Source organism: Aporhodopirellula sallentina SM41 (genome assembly GCF_000346505.1).
Classification (GTDB): Bacteria; Planctomycetota; Planctomycetia; order Pirellulales; family Pirellulaceae; genus Rhodopirellula; species Rhodopirellula sallentina.
The window spans coordinates 1-16513 of sequence record NZ_ANOH01000169.1; the positions used below are offsets into that span (position 1 = coordinate 1).

At 56.5% G+C, this 16513-nt stretch carries 16 protein-coding genes; 11 read left to right on the forward strand and 5 right to left on the reverse strand.

From position 1 onward, the window contains the following. A partial coding sequence (locus RSSM_RS10985) for a radical SAM protein (RefSeq protein WP_008678047.1) occupies positions 1-384 on the reverse strand: 384 nt, incomplete at its 3' end. 158 nt (positions 385-542) lie between these two features. On the opposite strand from RSSM_RS10985, the gene smpB reads away from it, so the two are divergent. The 11 genes from smpB (at position 543) to RSSM_RS11040 (ending at position 11900) form a co-directional block, all read left to right on the forward strand. Beyond that, entirely contained in the window at positions 543-1124 is a 582-nt protein-coding gene (gene smpB / locus RSSM_RS10990) for an SsrA-binding protein SmpB (RefSeq protein ID WP_008678050.1), read from the forward strand. 258 nt (positions 1125-1382) lie between these two features. Further along, complete coding sequence (locus RSSM_RS10995) at positions 1383-2060, forward strand: ABC transporter ATP-binding protein (RefSeq protein WP_008678052.1); 678 nt, start codon at positions 1383-1385, stop codon at positions 2058-2060. A gap of 4 nt (positions 2061-2064) precedes the next feature. Continuing rightward, positions 2065-3426, forward strand: coding sequence for an ABC transporter permease (locus tag RSSM_RS11000; protein ID WP_008678053.1), 1362 nt, complete (start codon positions 2065-2067; stop codon positions 3424-3426). Between the two features lie 38 nt (positions 3427-3464). Next, positions 3465-4475: an arsenosugar biosynthesis radical SAM (seleno)protein ArsS gene (gene arsS, locus RSSM_RS11005; RefSeq protein ID WP_390174052.1), complete on the forward strand. Its 1011-nt coding sequence runs from the start codon at positions 3465-3467 to the stop codon at positions 4473-4475. 403 nt (positions 4476-4878) lie between these two features. Next, positions 4879-5661: a helix-turn-helix domain-containing protein gene (locus tag RSSM_RS11010; RefSeq protein WP_008678058.1), complete on the forward strand. Its 783-nt coding sequence runs from the start codon at positions 4879-4881 to the stop codon at positions 5659-5661. A gap of 181 nt (positions 5662-5842) precedes the next feature. Next, on the forward strand, positions 5843-6250 hold the full coding sequence (locus RSSM_RS11015; RefSeq protein WP_008678060.1) for an SseB family protein: 408 nt from the start codon (positions 5843-5845) through the stop codon (positions 6248-6250). 297 nt (positions 6251-6547) lie between these two features. Then, positions 6548-7909 carry a porin gene (locus RSSM_RS11020; RefSeq protein WP_008678062.1) on the forward strand — a complete coding sequence of 454 codons (1362 nt, stop codon included), beginning with the start codon at positions 6548-6550 and terminating at the stop codon, positions 7907-7909. A gap of 197 nt (positions 7910-8106) precedes the next feature. Then, positions 8107-10086, forward strand: a complete 1980-nt coding sequence (locus tag RSSM_RS11025) for a hypothetical protein (protein ID WP_008678064.1) — start codon at positions 8107-8109, stop codon at positions 10084-10086. A 176-nt stretch (positions 10087-10262) separates the two neighbouring features. Further along, the gene (gene pgl, locus RSSM_RS11030; protein ID WP_008678068.1) at positions 10263-10982 is read left to right on the forward strand and encodes a 6-phosphogluconolactonase; all 720 of its coding nucleotides are present in this window, start codon (positions 10263-10265) and stop codon (positions 10980-10982) included. A 144-nt stretch (positions 10983-11126) separates the two neighbouring features. Continuing rightward, complete coding sequence (locus tag RSSM_RS11035; protein WP_236621078.1) at positions 11127-11483, forward strand: hypothetical protein; 357 nt, start codon at positions 11127-11129, stop codon at positions 11481-11483. Between the two features lie 123 nt (positions 11484-11606). Further along, positions 11607-11900, forward strand: a complete 294-nt coding sequence (locus RSSM_RS11040; protein ID WP_044302281.1) for a hypothetical protein — start codon at positions 11607-11609, stop codon at positions 11898-11900. A 49-nt stretch (positions 11901-11949) separates the two neighbouring features. Here the strand turns inward: RSSM_RS11040 and RSSM_RS34255 are convergent, their stop codons facing one another. The 4 genes from RSSM_RS34255 to RSSM_RS11055 all read right to left on the reverse strand — a co-directional run bounded on the left by RSSM_RS34255 (position 11950) and on the right by RSSM_RS11055 (position 16503). Further along, entirely contained in the window at positions 11950-12888 is a 939-nt protein-coding gene (locus tag RSSM_RS34255) for a hypothetical protein (protein WP_008678073.1), read from the reverse strand. A gap of 162 nt (positions 12889-13050) precedes the next feature. Further along, positions 13051-14238: a GNAT family N-acetyltransferase gene (locus RSSM_RS11050; RefSeq protein WP_081613751.1), complete on the reverse strand. Its 1188-nt coding sequence runs from the start codon at positions 14236-14238 to the stop codon at positions 13051-13053. A 186-nt stretch (positions 14239-14424) separates the two neighbouring features. Beyond that, entirely contained in the window at positions 14425-14577 is a 153-nt protein-coding gene (gene ykgO, locus RSSM_RS32430) for a type B 50S ribosomal protein L36 (RefSeq protein WP_044257420.1), read from the reverse strand. 96 nt (positions 14578-14673) lie between these two features. After that, complete coding sequence (locus RSSM_RS11055; protein WP_008678079.1) at positions 14674-16503, reverse strand: hypothetical protein; 1830 nt, start codon at positions 16501-16503, stop codon at positions 14674-14676. Between the last annotated feature and the right edge of the window lie 10 nt (positions 16504-16513).

The window sequence follows — 16513 nt, forward strand, 5'->3', positions numbered from 1 at the left end:
ATCATCCCGAGTGACCGAGGTGATGACGACGTGTTTGAGGCCGAGTTTTTCGGCGGCCTTTGCGATTCGTTCCGGTTCATCGGCCGCGGGGGCTTCGGGTGGTCGTCCGCGACGTACCGCACAAAATCCGCAAGGCCGCGTACAGACGTTTCCCAGGATCATGAATGTCGCCGTTTGTTGGCTGTAACATTCCATGCGGTTGGGGCATTTCGCGTTCTCGCAAACCGTTTCGAGCCCGAGTTCGTCCATCAAATGGTCGGTCAGATGGTTCGCATTCGATTTCGGGATCGGCCGTTTTAGCCAACGCGGCAATCGCCCGGTGGCGCTAACAGAGGTGCCCACGGGCATTTCAGGTTCGGCAACGACAGGCAATCGAAAAGCCATCAGATCAATCTATTCCAACGAGTGTCATTCTGCGGAGGACGCAAGGTGCGGCGAGGCGAACCGAATCACGGGGAACGCCTGCGACGCCATTGTAGCCACGAGACCAAAATCTCACCATCGCCGCCCCCACCGCTTCCCAATCTCGTCTTCGCGATACAATGCGCACCATGTCGAAGTCAAAAACCAAATCGCACAAAACCAGCCTCACGGCCGCCGGACGCAAAGAAGCCGACACCAAGGCCAAGAAAAAAGGTGGCAAGAAGTCGAAGTCTGCGAAGGCACCCGCACCCGTTACCACGCCCGTAGCCGAGAATCGGAAGGCGAAATTCCGCTATGAGATCCTCGATTCAATCGAGTGCGGGATCATGCTCCGGGGGAGCGAAGTCAAATCGATGCGGGAAGGCAAACTGTCGCTCGATGAGGCGCATATTCGCGTGACGGATGGGGAGTTGTGGCTGGTCAATGCGGACCTGGCGCAGTACTCCAACGCGGGATTGTGGAACCACGACCCGCGGCGGGCTCGTAAACTTTTAGTCCATCAAAAAGAATTCAACAAATTCGCAGGACGCGCTCACGAGCGTGGGCTCACGTTGATTCCGTTGCGGGTGTATTTCAATGACCGCGGCATTGCCAAGTGCGTGATGGGTCTGGTCAAAGGAAAGAAATTGCACGACAAGCGAGAAACCATCAAGAAACGCGATACCGACCGTGGACTGCAACGGGCAATGCGTCGTGGGTAGGTGCGTCATGTTTAAGTGCGTCATGTTTAAGTGCGGCATGGTTAAGTTTGCCGTGGGGCGTCGTTAGGATGCGCATGATCGGGGCGGTTCGGGCGGGTCTCGCCGCCGGAGGAATTTCTCGTAGGAAGACTGCCGCATGGTTGAGACTGCTGCATGGTTGAGACTGCCCATGATCGAAATAACCCTGTGATTGAAATCTCCCCTGATGTTGTTCTGCTACTGTCTTTCTAAGAAGCTAACCTGCAAGGATTCCCGTCAATGCTGACGATCGAGAACCTTATTAAAAAATTCCAGCAACCCGGCGGCGGTGAACTGACGGTGCTCGACGTGCCCAAGTTCGAGATTGCCAGTGCCGAGCAAGTCGCGTTGATTGGCGAGAGTGGTGGTGGCAAAACAACCTTGTTGCACCTGATCGCGGGGATGTTGTCAGCGACATCGGGTTCGATCCGAGTCGATAACATTGAGTTGACTCGGTTGAGCGAGCAGGGGCGCGACCGATTCCGTGCGGCGACGATCGGCTATGTTTTTCAAACGTTTAACTTGCTGCCTGCTTTCTCGGCGGTTGAGAACGTCAAGCTAGGCATGACTTTCGGCAGCGGTCGTGTCGACAGCGAGCGTGCGTTGGATTTGCTCGACCGTGTCGGGTTGGCTGAGCGGGCGAATTATCGGCCGAATCAATTGTCCGTCGGTCAGCAGCAACGCGTTGCGATCGCACGAGCTCTCGCGGGACGGCCCAAGCTGTTGCTCGCCGACGAACCGACCGCGAACGTCGATCCGGCGAGTGCGGACTCGGTGCTCGACCTCATCATCGATTCCTGTCGTAGCGAATCGATTGCCCTTTTAATGGTCACCCACAGCATGGACGTCGCGGACCGATTCGAACGGATCGAACGACTCGAAGACATCAACCGCATCCCCGCCCTGAAGCAGAGCTGAACGAATGAATCTTCTGTTCATCGCGTGGCGTAATTTCCGTTACCGCGCGTTATCGAGTTTCCTCACCACGTTGTCGTTGATGCTCGGCGTCGGGCTCGTCGTGATGGTGATGGCGATTTACGGCATCATCAGCGAGGCGTTCGTTCGCAACGCCGCGGTGGGATACAACCTCGTGGTCGGGCCGCGTGGCAGTGCGTTGCAGTTAACCCTGAACAGCGTTTATTACCTCAGCCAACCGATCGAGAATCTGCCTTACACCGAGTACATGGAATTCTTCCCCGCGGAAGAGCGAGCGAAGATGGTCCGTGAATTCGGCGGTGATCCGAAGTTGGGCGAAAGGGACGGCGTCTATGCCGGTTTCGTCGGGGACGGCTATGCGATTCCGTTGGCGTTGGGGGACTATTTCGGCGAGTTCCGTGTTGTTGGAACCATTCCGGACTTCTTCGAAAAACTCCGTCATGGGCCCGAGGTCGACCAACCGTTCACGTTCCGCGAAGGACGAGCTCTGGAAACGTATAACGAAGAAAACCAATACTTTGAATGCGTGCTGGGGTCGAGGGTCGCCGCCCAATCCGGAATGAAAGTCGGCGATGTGATGAACCCGACCCATGGCGATCCGGAAGGCAAAGGGCACGGCCAAGGATTCACCGTGGTCGGTATTCTGGCTCCCACGGGGACACCCAATGACCGTGCGGTTTTTGTGAACCTCGAGGGTTTTTATTTGCTCGAAGGGCATGCCAAACCGATCGAAGACGACGCGGTGATCACGCTGCCCGAGCGGGATCCTGACGACACACGTCCTCCGCTGTTGATGATTCCAGAACGAGAGGTGACCTCCATTCTGGTGCGAAACGGGAACATCATGCACGCGCCCGGGATGCAGAATCGAATCAACGAAAGCGGTCGGGCACAGGCGGCGGCTCCGATCGGTGAAATCAATAAACTGATGTCCGTGATCGTCGGCCCGCTGCTGTCGGCGTTGTTGGTGATCACGTTGATCACGTGTGTGGTTGCCGCGTTTGGGGTATTGGTGGCGATCTATAATTCGATGAACGATCGACGCCGCGACATTGCCGTGATGCGAGCGTTGGGGGCTCGCCGTGGCAGCGTCACATGGGTGATCCTTTTTGAGAGTTTGATCATTGCGATCATTGGTGGTGCGGCGGGATGGTTGCTCGCACACGTCGCGATTTACTCCGCGGGGACTTTTATCGAACAACAGACGGGCGTGCAGGTTGGTCTGTTTTCGGTAAGTCAGTTCGAATGGTTGCTGCTGCCTTTCGTGCTGGTATTGAGTTTGATGGCGGGGATTGTCCCGGCTATGGCTGCGTATCGCACCGACGTGGGATCGAACTTGTCTGCGTGATGGGCGACGGTCGGGATCGATGAGTTGAAATGAAACAGGTGAACGTTGTGCTGCCGATTATTGAAAACGAATCACCTGGGAATGACGTCACGCCGTTTTCTCAACGCATGCGAGGCGGCGGGGAGCGATTCCTCCGTCGCGAGTTGACGGAACTGCAGATCAATCTCGGGAAGTTATGCAACCAGACATGCACGCATTGTCATGTCGACGCGGGACCGACCAAGCGGCGAGAGAACATGTCGGTTGATGTGGCGGAGCGAATCATTTCGCTCGCCGCGGCAACGCCGAGTTTGAAAACCGTCGATCTGACGGGCGGTGCCCCGGAGATGAACTCTTGCTTCCCGGAGATGGTGAAGACGTTTCGCGCAGCGGGGTTGAGGGTGATTGATCGGTGTAATTTGACCATCCTTTCAGAGCCGGGATATGATTGGTTGGCACCTTTCTTGGCGGAGCAACGCGTCGATGTGGTAGCCTCCCTGCCTTGCTATTTGGAAGAGAACGTTGATTCGCAGCGAGGCAACGGAGTTTTTGAACGGAGTATTGCAGGGCTGCAGCGATTGAACGAACTGGGGTATGCCCAAACATGCGAGTCGGACAGCGAGTTGCGATTGGATTTGGTGTACAACCCGACCGGGCCGCACTTGCCTCCGGATCAAGCCAAGCTTGAGGTGGATTACCGCCGTGAGCTGCGGCGTCGATACGGCATCGAGTTCAATTCTTTGTTGGCAATCACAAACATTCCGATTCGGCGATACGCACAGTATCTGCGAAAAAAGGGAATCTACGACGATTACCTACGGATGCTGGTCGATGCGTTCAATCCCGCAGCCGTCGCAGGTGTGATGTGTCGGTCTCTGCTTTCAATCGGTTGGGATGGACGCATCTACGATTGTGATTTCAATCAGATGGTCGAGCTCTCGATCGAATCGCCGACGGTCTGGACGATCGATTCGCTCGATCAGTTCGTCAACCGACCAATCGCGATGGCGGATCATTGCTATGGCTGCACAGCCGGTGCCGGCAGCAGTTGTTCAGGGAGTTTGGTTTAACTCTTTTTGTCATTCAACCCAACACTGTTTGCAGCAGCGTTGCTCCCGGCCGGGAAAGGATCACCGTGAAATCAGGCAGAGGACGTGTGATATCGCGTTGTTCTTTTGCGCAAAGTCGCTCGGGTGATAGGGGAATCCCCGATGACCGCGCGATGCCCCCACGGTGACCGTCGATTGGAGCATTAATTTCTCGTTTCTAGATGAATTATTGGATTGAAGGTCTTCCCGTAACGGCAAATATCGGAGATGCTCAACTTGAGCGTTTTGTGTCAGGGGTTTTGCCTTCGAGATGCAGATGAGCTTCGTACTGCGGAGAGCATTCATTTCGCGACGAGTTGGGGCATTGCTACAGGGGGATTTTCTGTAGCACTCTGGCAGATATTCATCATGCCACGGAATCGCTTTGTCATCTTCGAAGCCAACCACCGTTTCGTCGTCATACCGGACGACCCGACTCATTGAGTTACCGGAAACCGTCGCTCTTTGTGACGAGGAAATTCGTCAGGACGTGCGAGTTCTGCGCGAGCGGGGCGACTTTGACATCTTTCAACGCTGCGTCGACGGGGAGGCCGTGCCTGAGGCACTGAGCGATCATCTGGACTCGTTGGAGCTGAACGCCTCCGTCTCGGTCAGCACGAACGATCGGGTATTGCTCGGGTACAACGCGGTTGCGGCTCGGAACTGCTCTTTGGAGCCCGCGATGTTGGGGCGACGTCTACCACGCCTCCAATCGGGTTCCATTCGCCAACTCGATGAGACAACGGACAAGGTATTGCTCGGCGGTGCCCGCATCGTCTGGTTCGAGCATGATTCGCCTTCTCCCGACGGTTCTTGGTACCGATGGTCGACGCTGAAGATGGCCGTTCTCGGCTTTCAAAAGGTAGCGTTCTGTCTGTTGAGTCTTTCTCGTCCGGTGATGCGTTTGGCGAATGAGTCGGCGGCCCCCGGCCGGTTGTTGAACGAGCAATTGGTCGTCTACCAGCAACTCGACGAAATTGATCGGCAGATTTGCCAAGGGATTGCCGTCGGCGACTCTACCGGGGAAATCGCCACCTCGGTCGGACTGACCCGCCGCAGCATTGAGGTACGACGGGCGAAAATTCTCGAGCATTTTGGCTTTTCTCGCCAAGTGCAGATCGTTCGGTTGTTGGTTCGGCTGGAAGAAAACGGCCTATTGCCAGATTGATCTCGCGGTTGCATGCAAAACGCATTGCTTCTGCATTTCCTCTAAACTGGTTATATTGTCAGGGCCGACGCACGAAATCGTGATATTTGTCGGTGGGAACGGACCTCTCCCCCTTCATCAGAAGCTGCCTGACGGATGTTGCAGTGCCTATTGCCGAACTTTTTTTGGGTCACGTTCTTTCATGGGTGCCGAATCGGAGCTGAACGGTCAGAGTTTTCGTGATGCGATCTTGCGTCACGACGTCGCGTCGATCACCCAACAAATCGTTCACAGTCATTTTGTTCTGATCCATCTCGCCGAAGAGTCGGAGTCGGATGAGGTCCTCGGCGCGCTGACCGCCTGCAGTGAGGGGAATGACTACCTGGTTGTGTTCTCGAGCCACGAGCAGGCGGCCCGGTTTGTCGAATCCCGGACGGATTTGTTCGAGGAGGAATCCGAGGTTAGTGGCTTTTGGGTCGATGGCCGCACGATGCTGGATTACCTCGATGACGAGCTGGGCATTCTCCTGAACCCCGATGGAGAGGGGCACCGTCAGATCGGTACTGATTTGGTTCGTGAGATCCTCGATGAACTGGGCCTCGAGGGCTGATCCTGGCGGCGCGGGTGGATTGCCTGCGTAACCGGAACAGTTTCACATTTTCGGTGTGGGAAGCCGTTATGCGGCGTTCTTTTCCTAACGATGGTCTTAATTTTGACGATTATGCGGGCCGATACGACAGTTGTGAACTTAAAATCCCAAATCTAGGGACTTTCATCACTCGGTCATCCTTCTTTTGCGGGGTGCACGACCCTTCAGACGCTGTGCACGGACGACAGCAAGACGGAGTGGGGCGGGATGAAGCGGCCATCTAGATCGGGGGAACCATCGGGGAAGGATCCTATAAAGATGATGTCGAAACGATCTAAATTATTGTTAGTCCTTGGCGGCATCGCCGCAGCGACTTGGGGTTCGGTTGGCGTGACAGCGACGGCCCAGGATGCCTTGGTCTCCGAAGCCGCGTATCAGCAACCGGTACAGGACGTGAACCAGATCCAACAAGTTGGATTCTGCGGAAGCGGGTCGGAGTGCGACGCTGCTCCGATTTACGAATCCGATTGCGGGTGTGGTGGTCCTTGCGACTGCGACATGGGTGATTGCTGCAGCGACGAGAGTTGCGGATGCGACGACGCCGGCGGGTTCTTGCTCGACGGATGTCAGTGCGACCTCGGCGAACCATTCTCGCTGTTCGGTGAAGCGAACGGAATTTCCGTTGGCGGTTGGGCTCAGCTCGGCTACCACACCAAGGCGGTGCCGTTGTTCAACAACCGTCCCGATGAGTATCAACTGCATCAAGCGTGGCTCTACGCTGAGAAAGCGATCGATACCAGTTCCGGTTTCGATATCGGCGGACGTATTGACTACGTCTACGGTACCGATGCCCAAGACACTCAGGCGTTCGGTATCAGCAACGATCACTGGGACAATGACTGGGATCATGGTTCGACCGACAACGGGTATGGCCATGCTTTGCCACAGGTCTACGCCGAAGCCGGTTATGGAGACTTGTCCGTGAAGGTCGGGCACTTCTTCACGATCATCGGTTGGGAAGTTGTCGCTGCTCCTGACAACTTCTTCTACAGCCACGCGTACACGATGTACAACAGCGAGCCGTTCACTCACACCGGTGCGTTGTTCACATACAACCTTGGCGACGACGTCACCGCCTACGGTGGATACACCATGGGTTGGGACAGCGGGTTCGAGGACAATGGCGATTCGTTCTTAGGCGGGGCTTCGGTCGCGTTGACGGACAACTACACCCTCACCTATGCGGCGACGGGTGGTCGTTTCAGCAAGGCATACCCGGACGGTGGCGATAGCGAGCGTGGTTACATGCACTCGATCGTTTCAGACGTAACCGTCACTGATAAGATCCAGTACATCGGTCAATCGGATTACCTGCGGACCAAAGACGCCGCAGGCAACGTTCTTCGCGACACGATCGGGATGAACAACTACCTGATCTACACCATGAGCGACTGCTTGGCTCTCGGTACACGTTTCGAGTGGTATGACTCCGCGGGTGTGTTCGACAATGAAGTTGACATGTACGCGTTGACTTTGGGTGCCAACATCAAACCTCATGCGAACGTTTTGGTTCGACCCGAGGTCCGTTGGGACTGGGTAGACGGCAATCCAGCAAACATCCTTGAGAACAACGAAGATGAACAAACCACGTTTGGAATCGATACGATCTTCATGTTCTAAACGAGTGAGCCGGCTTGCCGCTGGCTAATCATTCGCTGTGCACCTTCGAAGACGAGGCGGTGACGATTGTTGCCGCACTCGTCTTTTTGCATGGATACGAAGCAAGCTTCCCCCTTGAGGAGGGGTGCGATGCGTTCTGTATTGAGTGCCGGTTGGCTGGCACCATTTCACTGGTAATATGCGTGAGATAACATGCATTGCCCACGAACTTCCCCAAACAATCTTTCGCGGACGTCGACGTGATCCATCGTTTTTTTCTGAACCGCCGAACTCACTATTTGTACACGCTGTTCGCCTTTGTTGTGGCGATCGGCAGTGTTGATCGTGCTGCAGCCGCCGACACCTATCTCAGCGGTTTGCGTCTGCTGCCTGCGGATGCGGCAGGTGTGGCGTGGGTCGCCGATATGCCGGTGTTGGTGGAGTCGTGGAAAAAGACGACGCTTCATGAACTCGGCCAAGACGACGTGATGAAGCCACTCGTGGAGGCGAACCTTGGTGCCGATGGGGCTCTTTGGAGCAAAATTGGTGACAAAATCGGAGTGCGACCGAAGGATTTGTACGAGATTGCCTCCGGTGAAGTGGTCGTTGCCTGGTTGCCCTTTGAGAATGATCGCCGCCGGCCATCCTGTCTGTGTGTGATCGCCGACACGCGCGGCAAGCATCAGAAGGCGATCGCGGTTGCCGATCGAATTGATCAGGATCTGAAAGCGGACGGTGCGACCCGCAAGGATGTTGAGAAGTTTGGCGAAACGATTCGCATCTATCAGCCCAAGACCCGGCCCGGTCAGTTGAAGATCGAGCAGGTGGTCATTTCAGTTACGGAGGATCGCGTGATCGCGTCGAACCGCGATTCGGTCGTGATGGATATCCTCGAGGCAATTCCGCAGGACGGATTAACGGATTCGGTCGAGCAGGCGGCCCTGTTTCAAACGGTTGCCAAACAGGTCAGCGACCGGATGGAGATCAAGACCCCGGGTTCGACGTTGCAGTGGTACGTACGCCCGTTGGCGATGGGACGTATCCTGCGTGACGTCGCCAAGGTGGATCGTGGCAACAAGGTGAAGATCTTGAACCTGCTCGAGAACCAAGGCTTTGATGCGATACAGGCGATGGGTGGAACGGTTGTTGTCCGTCAGGATGAATTCGATCTGTTGCACCGCGGATACGTTCACGCTCCACCGGTTACCGATCAACCGGATCGATATCGTTTGGCTGCACGAGTTTTGCAGTTCCCAAACGGAAACCTCCAAGAGTTACCGGGATGGATTCCAAAATCCACTGCCTCGGTAACGCAAATGAATTGGAAGATGGAAGAGGCGTTCTGGGCGCTCGAATCGTTAGTGAACGAAGCGTTCAACGATAAGATTTTTCGTCCCACGATCGCTGGGATTCGCGATGACGAAGAAGGCCCGCAGATCGACATCGAGAAAAACGTGATGCCGAATCTCGGCGAGCATCTGTTGTTGCTGACCGATAACACCGAGCCGATTACGGTGGATTCGGAGCGTCTGTTGGTTGCGATTGAAGTGATCGACCAAGATGTGATTGCCAACGCGATCGAGAAGGCGATGGAAGTCGAACCCGACGTGCTGTTAGTGGAAGCCGTTGAAGGTGTGGACATTTGGAAAGTCCAACGCGGTGAAGGTGAGATTGAAGAAGAGGCCTTCTTCGATGACTTCGGAAGCGATGAGGACATGCAAGAGGAACAACCACCACTTCTCGACACGTGGGCAATCGCCATGGTTGGAAAGGGGCCTGGATCTGATAAGCCTTATCTCATGTTTTCGAGTCATGTTGATTTCCTCGTCGAAGTTGCGACGCGTATCCAATCCGGAGCAGGCGATGGTCTGCATGAACAACCCGAAATCGTAGAGTTGCTCAAAAAGACGCAGGACTTTGGCGGAAAGCAGCCGTCGATCCAGCGTGTTGTGCGACTCCGCGAATCGTTGCAAGCGAAGTATGAACTGCAGCGGCGCGGTGAATTGCGAGACAACGATTCGGTGTTGGCCACGATCATTCGCAGGTTGTTCCAAGCCGACGAGCAGGAAGAGATTGAACGCCCCAACGCATCGAAGTGGCCACCGTATTCCGAGGTAAAGAACTTCTTCAAAAATGCGTCCAGCTACGTCGAGACGACCGACACCGGTTGGTCGCTGAACGCTTTCTTGTTGCACTAAGAACCGATCGAAAACTCTTCAGCCGATCGTCGTTCGCCGCGGCAAACGCATGGCGAGGGGAGCTAACGCTCGCCGGCGAATCAATTTGCCGCGGTTGTCGGACCGGTTCTTATCCTTTCGGATGGCTCGCCGATAGACGGACGCCAAACCTACTTAACTCGTAGCCAGATAGAATCATGACTGTTCAGACGAAGCGTGTATCGGACCCGCCCACGTTGGCTGCGGAGTTTGCAAAGGACTTTGCGGATTGGTCTGCGCGGCAGACGCACGACAAAATCAGCATCGCGTTGTCGGGTGGTAGCACACCCAAGATTCTGTTCAAGCTTTGGGCAGAACAGTACGCGGATGTGATCGATTGGTCGCGTTTGCATTTCTATTGGGGAGATGAACGTTGTGTCCCGCCGGGCGACCCTGAGAGCAACTACGGTGTCGCCAAAGAGTTGCTCTTTGACAAGGTTCCGGTTCCTCCGGAGAACATCCATCGCGTGCTCGGGGAAGCCGACCCGCAGGAGGAGCGATTCCGGTACGAAGATGAGATTCGTTCGGTTGTGGCGTTGGGAGCGAACGGTTTGCCACAGTTCGACTTGATGTTGTTGGGAATGGGCGATGACGGGCATACGGCGTCGATCTTTCCACACCAACGAGAGCTGCTCACGTCCACCGAGATTTGCGAGGTGGCTCAGCATCCTGTCTCCGGGCAAACTCGGATCACGATGACCGGGCCTGTCATCAAAGCCGCCAAGAAGACGGTCTTCTTAGTGACCGGTGCGGGCAAGAAAGCGGTGCTCGCGGACGTGATTCATCACAAAGGCGAGTTCGAAACCTATCCGGCCTCTTATATCGATGAAGGTGACGTGACGTTCTACGTCGATGATGCCGCTGGTGAGCTTTTGTAATATCGTTGGCACAGGAATCGCTGCCTCAAGACCCGGGTTTTGAATCTGGAGTCGCTCTGAAGCCCGAACAGAATCCCGGTTAGGTTTGAATCGTCATTGCGGTTCAACGAGCGGTGTTTCGGAGTATTAATGAGGAGACGCGGCATGCGTGTTCAAACTGTCCGGTCGAAGTGGCGTGCGGTTCGTGGGGGGGTGGTCCCACGGAGGAAGGTGCAGAGCCGGGCCGAAGTTTTGTTGAAGACGATGATGGGAATGATCGTCGGGACGGAGTTGATCGGGGGGCCGGTCTTATTGGCCGCATCCGTTTTTGGTGGTGTTGAGATTACGCAATCACCCATGGCGTGTGGGCTGTGGATGGCCGGTGCAGCGGTCGTGGGGGCATGGTTGAGTGTCCGATTTTTGCCCCGCTTTTCACGCGACCGAGGGCGAGTGGCGGACTTTTTGATCGACCCGAGACAGGTGCGGAGTTCGCTCGGGTTCGGCGATCATTGGATGAGGTAGCCCGAAGGCGGCTTGCCTTTGCCGCTGGTGCCGCCAAGGATAGTCTGTCGGGTCGGTCGCGCGGGTGCACGACCGACGACAGAACAACAGTGGCGTGTCAGAATTTTTGAAGGAACGACATCAATGTCCCGCTTTTTCTTTGGTCTCTTCTTAGGTGCGGCGCTAATGTACGGGGCGATGCACTATCACCTCGTTCGCGGTCAGGACGGCGTTTTCATGGTGCCCAAAGTGACCAGCGATTTGCGAGACGTTTATGTCGACATCCGAGGATTCACCCTCGAAGATTGGAAACAGCACAAGCCGTTGGCAGCAGCGATCATGAATAGCGATCGCTCTGAAGTGTTGTCTGACTCGACGTTGTCTGGATTTCGCGACAACGTTCATTCATTGGTCGACCGGTTATTGTCGACCGAATGAATGGTTGTCGGATTGATCGAACGCGTGAGGCGTCGTTGACGAAGAGTGTTTAGACTTCTTCTTCGGAACTCGGTCGGTTTCCTCGACCGCCTCGGCCTTCGCCGCCGCGACCTTCACCACCTCGACCGCCACGGCCTCCGCGTGCATCGCCACCGCGACCGCCACGACCTTCACCGCCGCGTCCTCCTCGCATGTCGCCACCACGTCCGCCGCGGCCGCCCATGTCACCGAAGTCGAAGGGCTCGCCCTTCATTTCTTCGAACTCGGCTTTTTGCTCCGACGTCAGGACCGCCATCACGTCTTGTTCGATTTCTTCGCGGATCTCTTCCATCTTTTCACGCATGCCGTTGCGGTCGCCCGACTGCATGAGGGTCCGCATCCGCTCGCGCATCTTTTCTTCTTGTTCAGAGCGAACTGTTTGCAGTTTTTCGCGTTGTTCTTTTGACATCTTGAGTGCGTCTTGGATCTCGGTGTCTCCGAGAGCGACGAGACCGCGACGTTGGAGAACGAGCTCATCGAGTCGTTCCATTTGGTAAAAGTCGAGGACTTCTCCGAGCAGTTCGCGGTGTTTCGCGGATTGCTCTTTTTGTTCTTCCTGCATTTTGCTGAAGTATTCGGCGCGTTCTTCTTGGCTCGCGTTGCGGAAATCGAAGTCACGTGCGCCGCCACTACGAGGTTCCTCGCGAATGCGTTCTTCGAGTTTGCGTAGGCCTTCTTCTTGCTCGGGTTCGAGTTTCAGGTGCTCGCGGACTTCTGGCGATCGCAGCAATGCCATCGCTGGGTCACCTCCTCGTGCTCCACCGCCACGCATGCCGCCACCGCCGCCAAAACCTCCGCCGCCCCGCATTCCGCCGCCACGTTGACCGCGGCCACCCTCACGTTCACCGCCCCCTGGGGGTTGCGCCGATGCAATGGAGGTCAACGGGAGATCCGCCACGAGATTGCATGCGAGGATCGCTGCGGTGACGATAACGAAGTGTTTTTTCATGATTAGGTCCTCAGAAAGGGGTTGTAAGGGCATCGCCGATGTACTTCTCGCGGCGCAAATTGAAAGATGCGTGTGCCGTTGGACACCCTCGCGAGATCGTGCAACTCCTTTAAAACACTCGTCTGCGGCGAAAGTTTCGTTGGACCTGATTGAGAACGGTTTCTAGCCGAGTTTTTTGATCCCGGCGGTCGGATGGATCGACCGCCACGCTTTCTTGACCTTTTCTTTCATTGGGATCCGCTTGGCGTACTGCGAAAGCGTATTGGACGCCGAGTGCGTTAGGCGATGCCAACGTGAGTTCGTGATCGTCCCGCAGGCAACGTCGGTCGTCGTGGCGGTTTGCTTTTGCTTGTACGGTTGTTCGCCATAGCCCATGTCGATGCTGTCGACGCCGTACTTCGTGGAGGCACGAACGAGTTCGGTGAAAAGGGCGGTTCCGGGTGAGTATCTCGCGTATTGCGGGTCGTAGGTTGGGAACCAATAGTGGAGTTGGCCCTTTTCGATCATCCCGTAGTGGGCGGCAACGATTTGGTCCCCTGCCCACAACACAGAAAGGAGCCCACCGAGCGGAGCGTCGGAAAGGTCGGCCATCGCACCGCGTTCCTTCCCGCCGTGGAGGACATCCACCATGCACCGGGTCCATTCGGGTAGGAACAGATCGAGGATGTGAGTGCGTTGATACTGCGACCGTTTCCACGCGATCGTTTGAGCGAGCACCTCCGGCGAACGGCAGTCGACTTCCAATCGAATGTCCCCGATTTCGCGGCCGAGTTTACGAGTTTTCTGGCCCTGTTTGGCAATCGTTCGGTGATCCCTGCACAGGGTCTGCAAGTACTGCTCGGAGTCGCCCGCAAAGTCAGCCCGGTACGCTCCGATACTGTTGAGATGGTACTTGTCCACCCACTGATCCGACGGGTGCACGATTGCATGCAGGTCGAACGCGACGACGTCGCATGCCCGCAGAAGCGCCTCCCAATCAACGAGATGGGGCGGAAGGCCGATGACGTTTTGGGCGTCGTTGAGGAACCTGCCGGCGGGAACGCCGATGCGGCCGACTCGGTGAAATGGGAGAAAGCCGACCGGACGATCAGGTTTTCCGGGCAACCGGTGGGCGATGACCGCCACCAACACGTCGCCCCGCGCTCGATGCACCGCAGAGGAGAAACGCGAGGCGAAGAAAGGCTGGCTCCACCGAGAATCCTGGCTCCGGCGATGTTCCCAACTTTCTAGCGTTTCGGCCGAGAGTTGATCGAACTCATGGACGGAAATGACGAGTTCCTCCGCGGAGTTGATCTCGTCGATTGGGTCCAAGGAGCTCGAGGCGTCCGCGTTATTGTCCGATTCGCGCATGAAAAATCGATCACCATCGGGTTGATCGATGGGCGATCGAGCTTTGCCTAAATCAGGCGGGGGTTCGGAGGAAACGTCGGGCAACACCGTGGAATCGCAATGCTCGGCAGAAAACTAGGTTCAACCGCGATATACGCGTGTACCTAAGAGTAGCCAAGGAACCCCATTCGCCAATAGAGAACGCCTTTATCGGCGACGTTTTTTGATTTTTGCCCCGCCTTGGCGGACCTTGAATTTCGGATTGCTTTTGCAGATCACATAAATTCGGCCGCGGCGTTTCACGACCTGGCAATCAGGGTGGCGGTATTTCAAAGCGCCAATACTACTAACGACCTTCATGAGAGATTTCTTCGGAAGATGGGCGATTGTTAGGGATTTTGATTTTTGGCCCCGCAGAATAGCGAATTCTCCACGTTCGGCAACGCCAATCGCGAGCTATTGCAGCATTTGCTCGAAGGCGGACGTCAATTCTTCGATCGGGAACAAGCAAAATGAGAGTTCTCGGCTGGCGAGAATCTGTTCTTCGGTTTGTTTCAACCGGAGTCTTTGCAGTGAGGCTTGTAGATTTTGACGTTCGGTTTCCAATTCTGCCGCGATGGCTGAATTGAGGCTGTCCATCTCGTGGTGCCACTCGCTGCGTTGTCCTTTCGGAGGCATGTTGTCGAGTAGCGTCTTCTTGCGTTGAACCAACGGGCTTTGCTCGCCGCTTCGCGTGAGGAGCCATTTTTCGCCGTGGTACCGCGTGTCTCGAATTTGGCGGTGGAGTTTCTCTGCCTTCAGCGGCAGGGATGGATCGCGATCTTGTCCGGGCAGGCGGACGGTTGCCGAGACCACTTCGAAGGCGGGGGGACGTTGTTGGAAGAACTGACAGATGATCCGATCGGCCAATTGATCGTACTTTCCGCCCCCAATCCCGTGGATGAACAGGTCGCTCAGCACGAGTCGGGCGAACATCGTTGTGACGAGCGCTCTGGGGCGGAGTTTGAACTCGGGTGACGCAGCGTCGGCGAGCACGGCTGCGGCGGCGTCTCGGTTGTCGGCCGGCAATCGCACCAGGGCCGCAGCGGAGTTCGATGATTCGCGATCGCTCAATTCGAGTTGGTTGCCGATGCGCCGCGCCCAAACCGGCCGACGAACCGGATTGTCGTTCCCGTAGACCCATAGCGGCAGTTCAAACCAATCGCCGTCGCGGGCGAGATTGGGGACCGGGTGGGCATTGCTGCGGATGCCGTGCCAGGCCCGATAGTGGTCAGCGGCGTCGTTGTAGACCTGCCGGAATCCTTCTGCTTGATCGGCGATTTCCATCACGAACCGAGCAAACGGCCAGCCACGGACAGCGACGCCGAGGGGAATCTCGAGCGTTTCCCAACCGAGTTCGCCTTCGAGGGCATGACGGGCCTGCGCGAGAGCACATCCGGCAATTTCGCAACGACGAATGGCGGCGCGGGCGTGCGGCCAAACGCGACTGATGGATGGGTCGGAAACGAGCGGGGCGATGGTCCGGCGGACCTCAGCGTCGAAGCGATCGAATTGGCGCAGATCGCGGATCTTTGCCTGTTCGAACGGGATCCCGGCGCCGCCAACGTCGTAGCTGACGGTTTGATATCGAACGCGTCCCAATGCGTCGCGAACCGGAACGCGGATCGATCGACTCGCGGCCACATCGTTGTCGATGACCAGGTTGATCGCATGGGCCCCGGTATCGCGTGCGATTCGATCGAGCGCATAATTTTTGAACCAAACACCCGGGTGAAATAAGGTTGGTTGGTGACCTGCCATCACGATCGGGATGCAAGCGGAGTCGACATCCGTGCTCGCCGTTGCCGAGTCGCTCGGCCGCGTCGTTTGGAAGGGCCGCGATGATTGGCGGGCCGGAGTCGATGGGGGGGCCGGAGTCGATTGCGAGTCCGGGGTCGGAGACGTTGGCGGAAGGTCCCGGTAGGCAGACGTGTACCGACGCGAATCGCTCAATAACTGCGATCGGGCTTGGTCGCGTAGCGAATCCCAAAAATCAGAATTCGAGCCATTCGATGATAAATCTTGGGCTGCCGACGGTCGGGGCAGGGTGCTCGACGACGTGCTCGACGAAAGATTGTTCTTGAGCAGCAGTTCAGCATCGCTCAGTGGTGGAACGATGAGGGCAGTCTTGTTCTCACCCCGAGCCCGATATTCCTGATACGTCTCGTCTTCGCATCCGCCCTCAGATGGGTCGACCCCAGATGAGCCAACTTCGGACGCAACCGGCCCAGCGTGTTTTTCGGGCATGGCGCCGCGT

Excerpts from the sequence above, each read along its gene's own strand:
- RSSM_RS11015 (WP_008678060.1), top strand. The coding sequence starts at position 5,843 with ATGGGTGCCGAATCGGAGCTGAACGGTCAGAGTTTTCGTGATGCGATC.
- RSSM_RS11035 (WP_236621078.1), top strand. The coding sequence starts at position 11,127 with ATGCGTGTTCAAACTGTCCGGTCGAAGTGGCGTGCGGTTCGTGGGGGG.
- RSSM_RS11000 (WP_008678053.1), top strand. The coding sequence starts at position 2,065 with ATGAATCTTCTGTTCATCGCGTGGCGTAATTTCCGTTACCGCGCGTTA.
- RSSM_RS34255 (WP_008678073.1), bottom strand. The coding sequence starts at position 12,888 with ATGAAAAAACACTTCGTTATCGTCACCGCAGCGATCCTCGCATGCAAT.
- RSSM_RS11020 (WP_008678062.1), top strand. The coding sequence starts at position 6,548 with ATGATGTCGAAACGATCTAAATTATTGTTAGTCCTTGGCGGCATCGCC.
- smpB (WP_008678050.1), top strand. The coding sequence starts at position 543 with ATGCGCACCATGTCGAAGTCAAAAACCAAATCGCACAAAACCAGCCTC.
- RSSM_RS11050 (WP_081613751.1), bottom strand. The coding sequence starts at position 14,238 with ATGCGCGAATCGGACAATAACGCGGACGCCTCGAGCTCCTTGGACCCA.
- RSSM_RS11040 (WP_044302281.1), top strand. The coding sequence starts at position 11,607 with ATGTCCCGCTTTTTCTTTGGTCTCTTCTTAGGTGCGGCGCTAATGTAC.
- RSSM_RS10995 (WP_008678052.1), top strand. The coding sequence starts at position 1,383 with ATGCTGACGATCGAGAACCTTATTAAAAAATTCCAGCAACCCGGCGGC.
- ykgO (WP_044257420.1), bottom strand. The coding sequence starts at position 14,577 with ATGAAGGTCGTTAGTAGTATTGGCGCTTTGAAATACCGCCACCCTGAT.
- RSSM_RS11055 (WP_008678079.1), bottom strand. The coding sequence starts at position 16,503 with ATGCCCGAAAAACACGCTGGGCCGGTTGCGTCCGAAGTTGGCTCATCT.
- pgl (WP_008678068.1), top strand. The coding sequence starts at position 10,263 with ATGACTGTTCAGACGAAGCGTGTATCGGACCCGCCCACGTTGGCTGCG.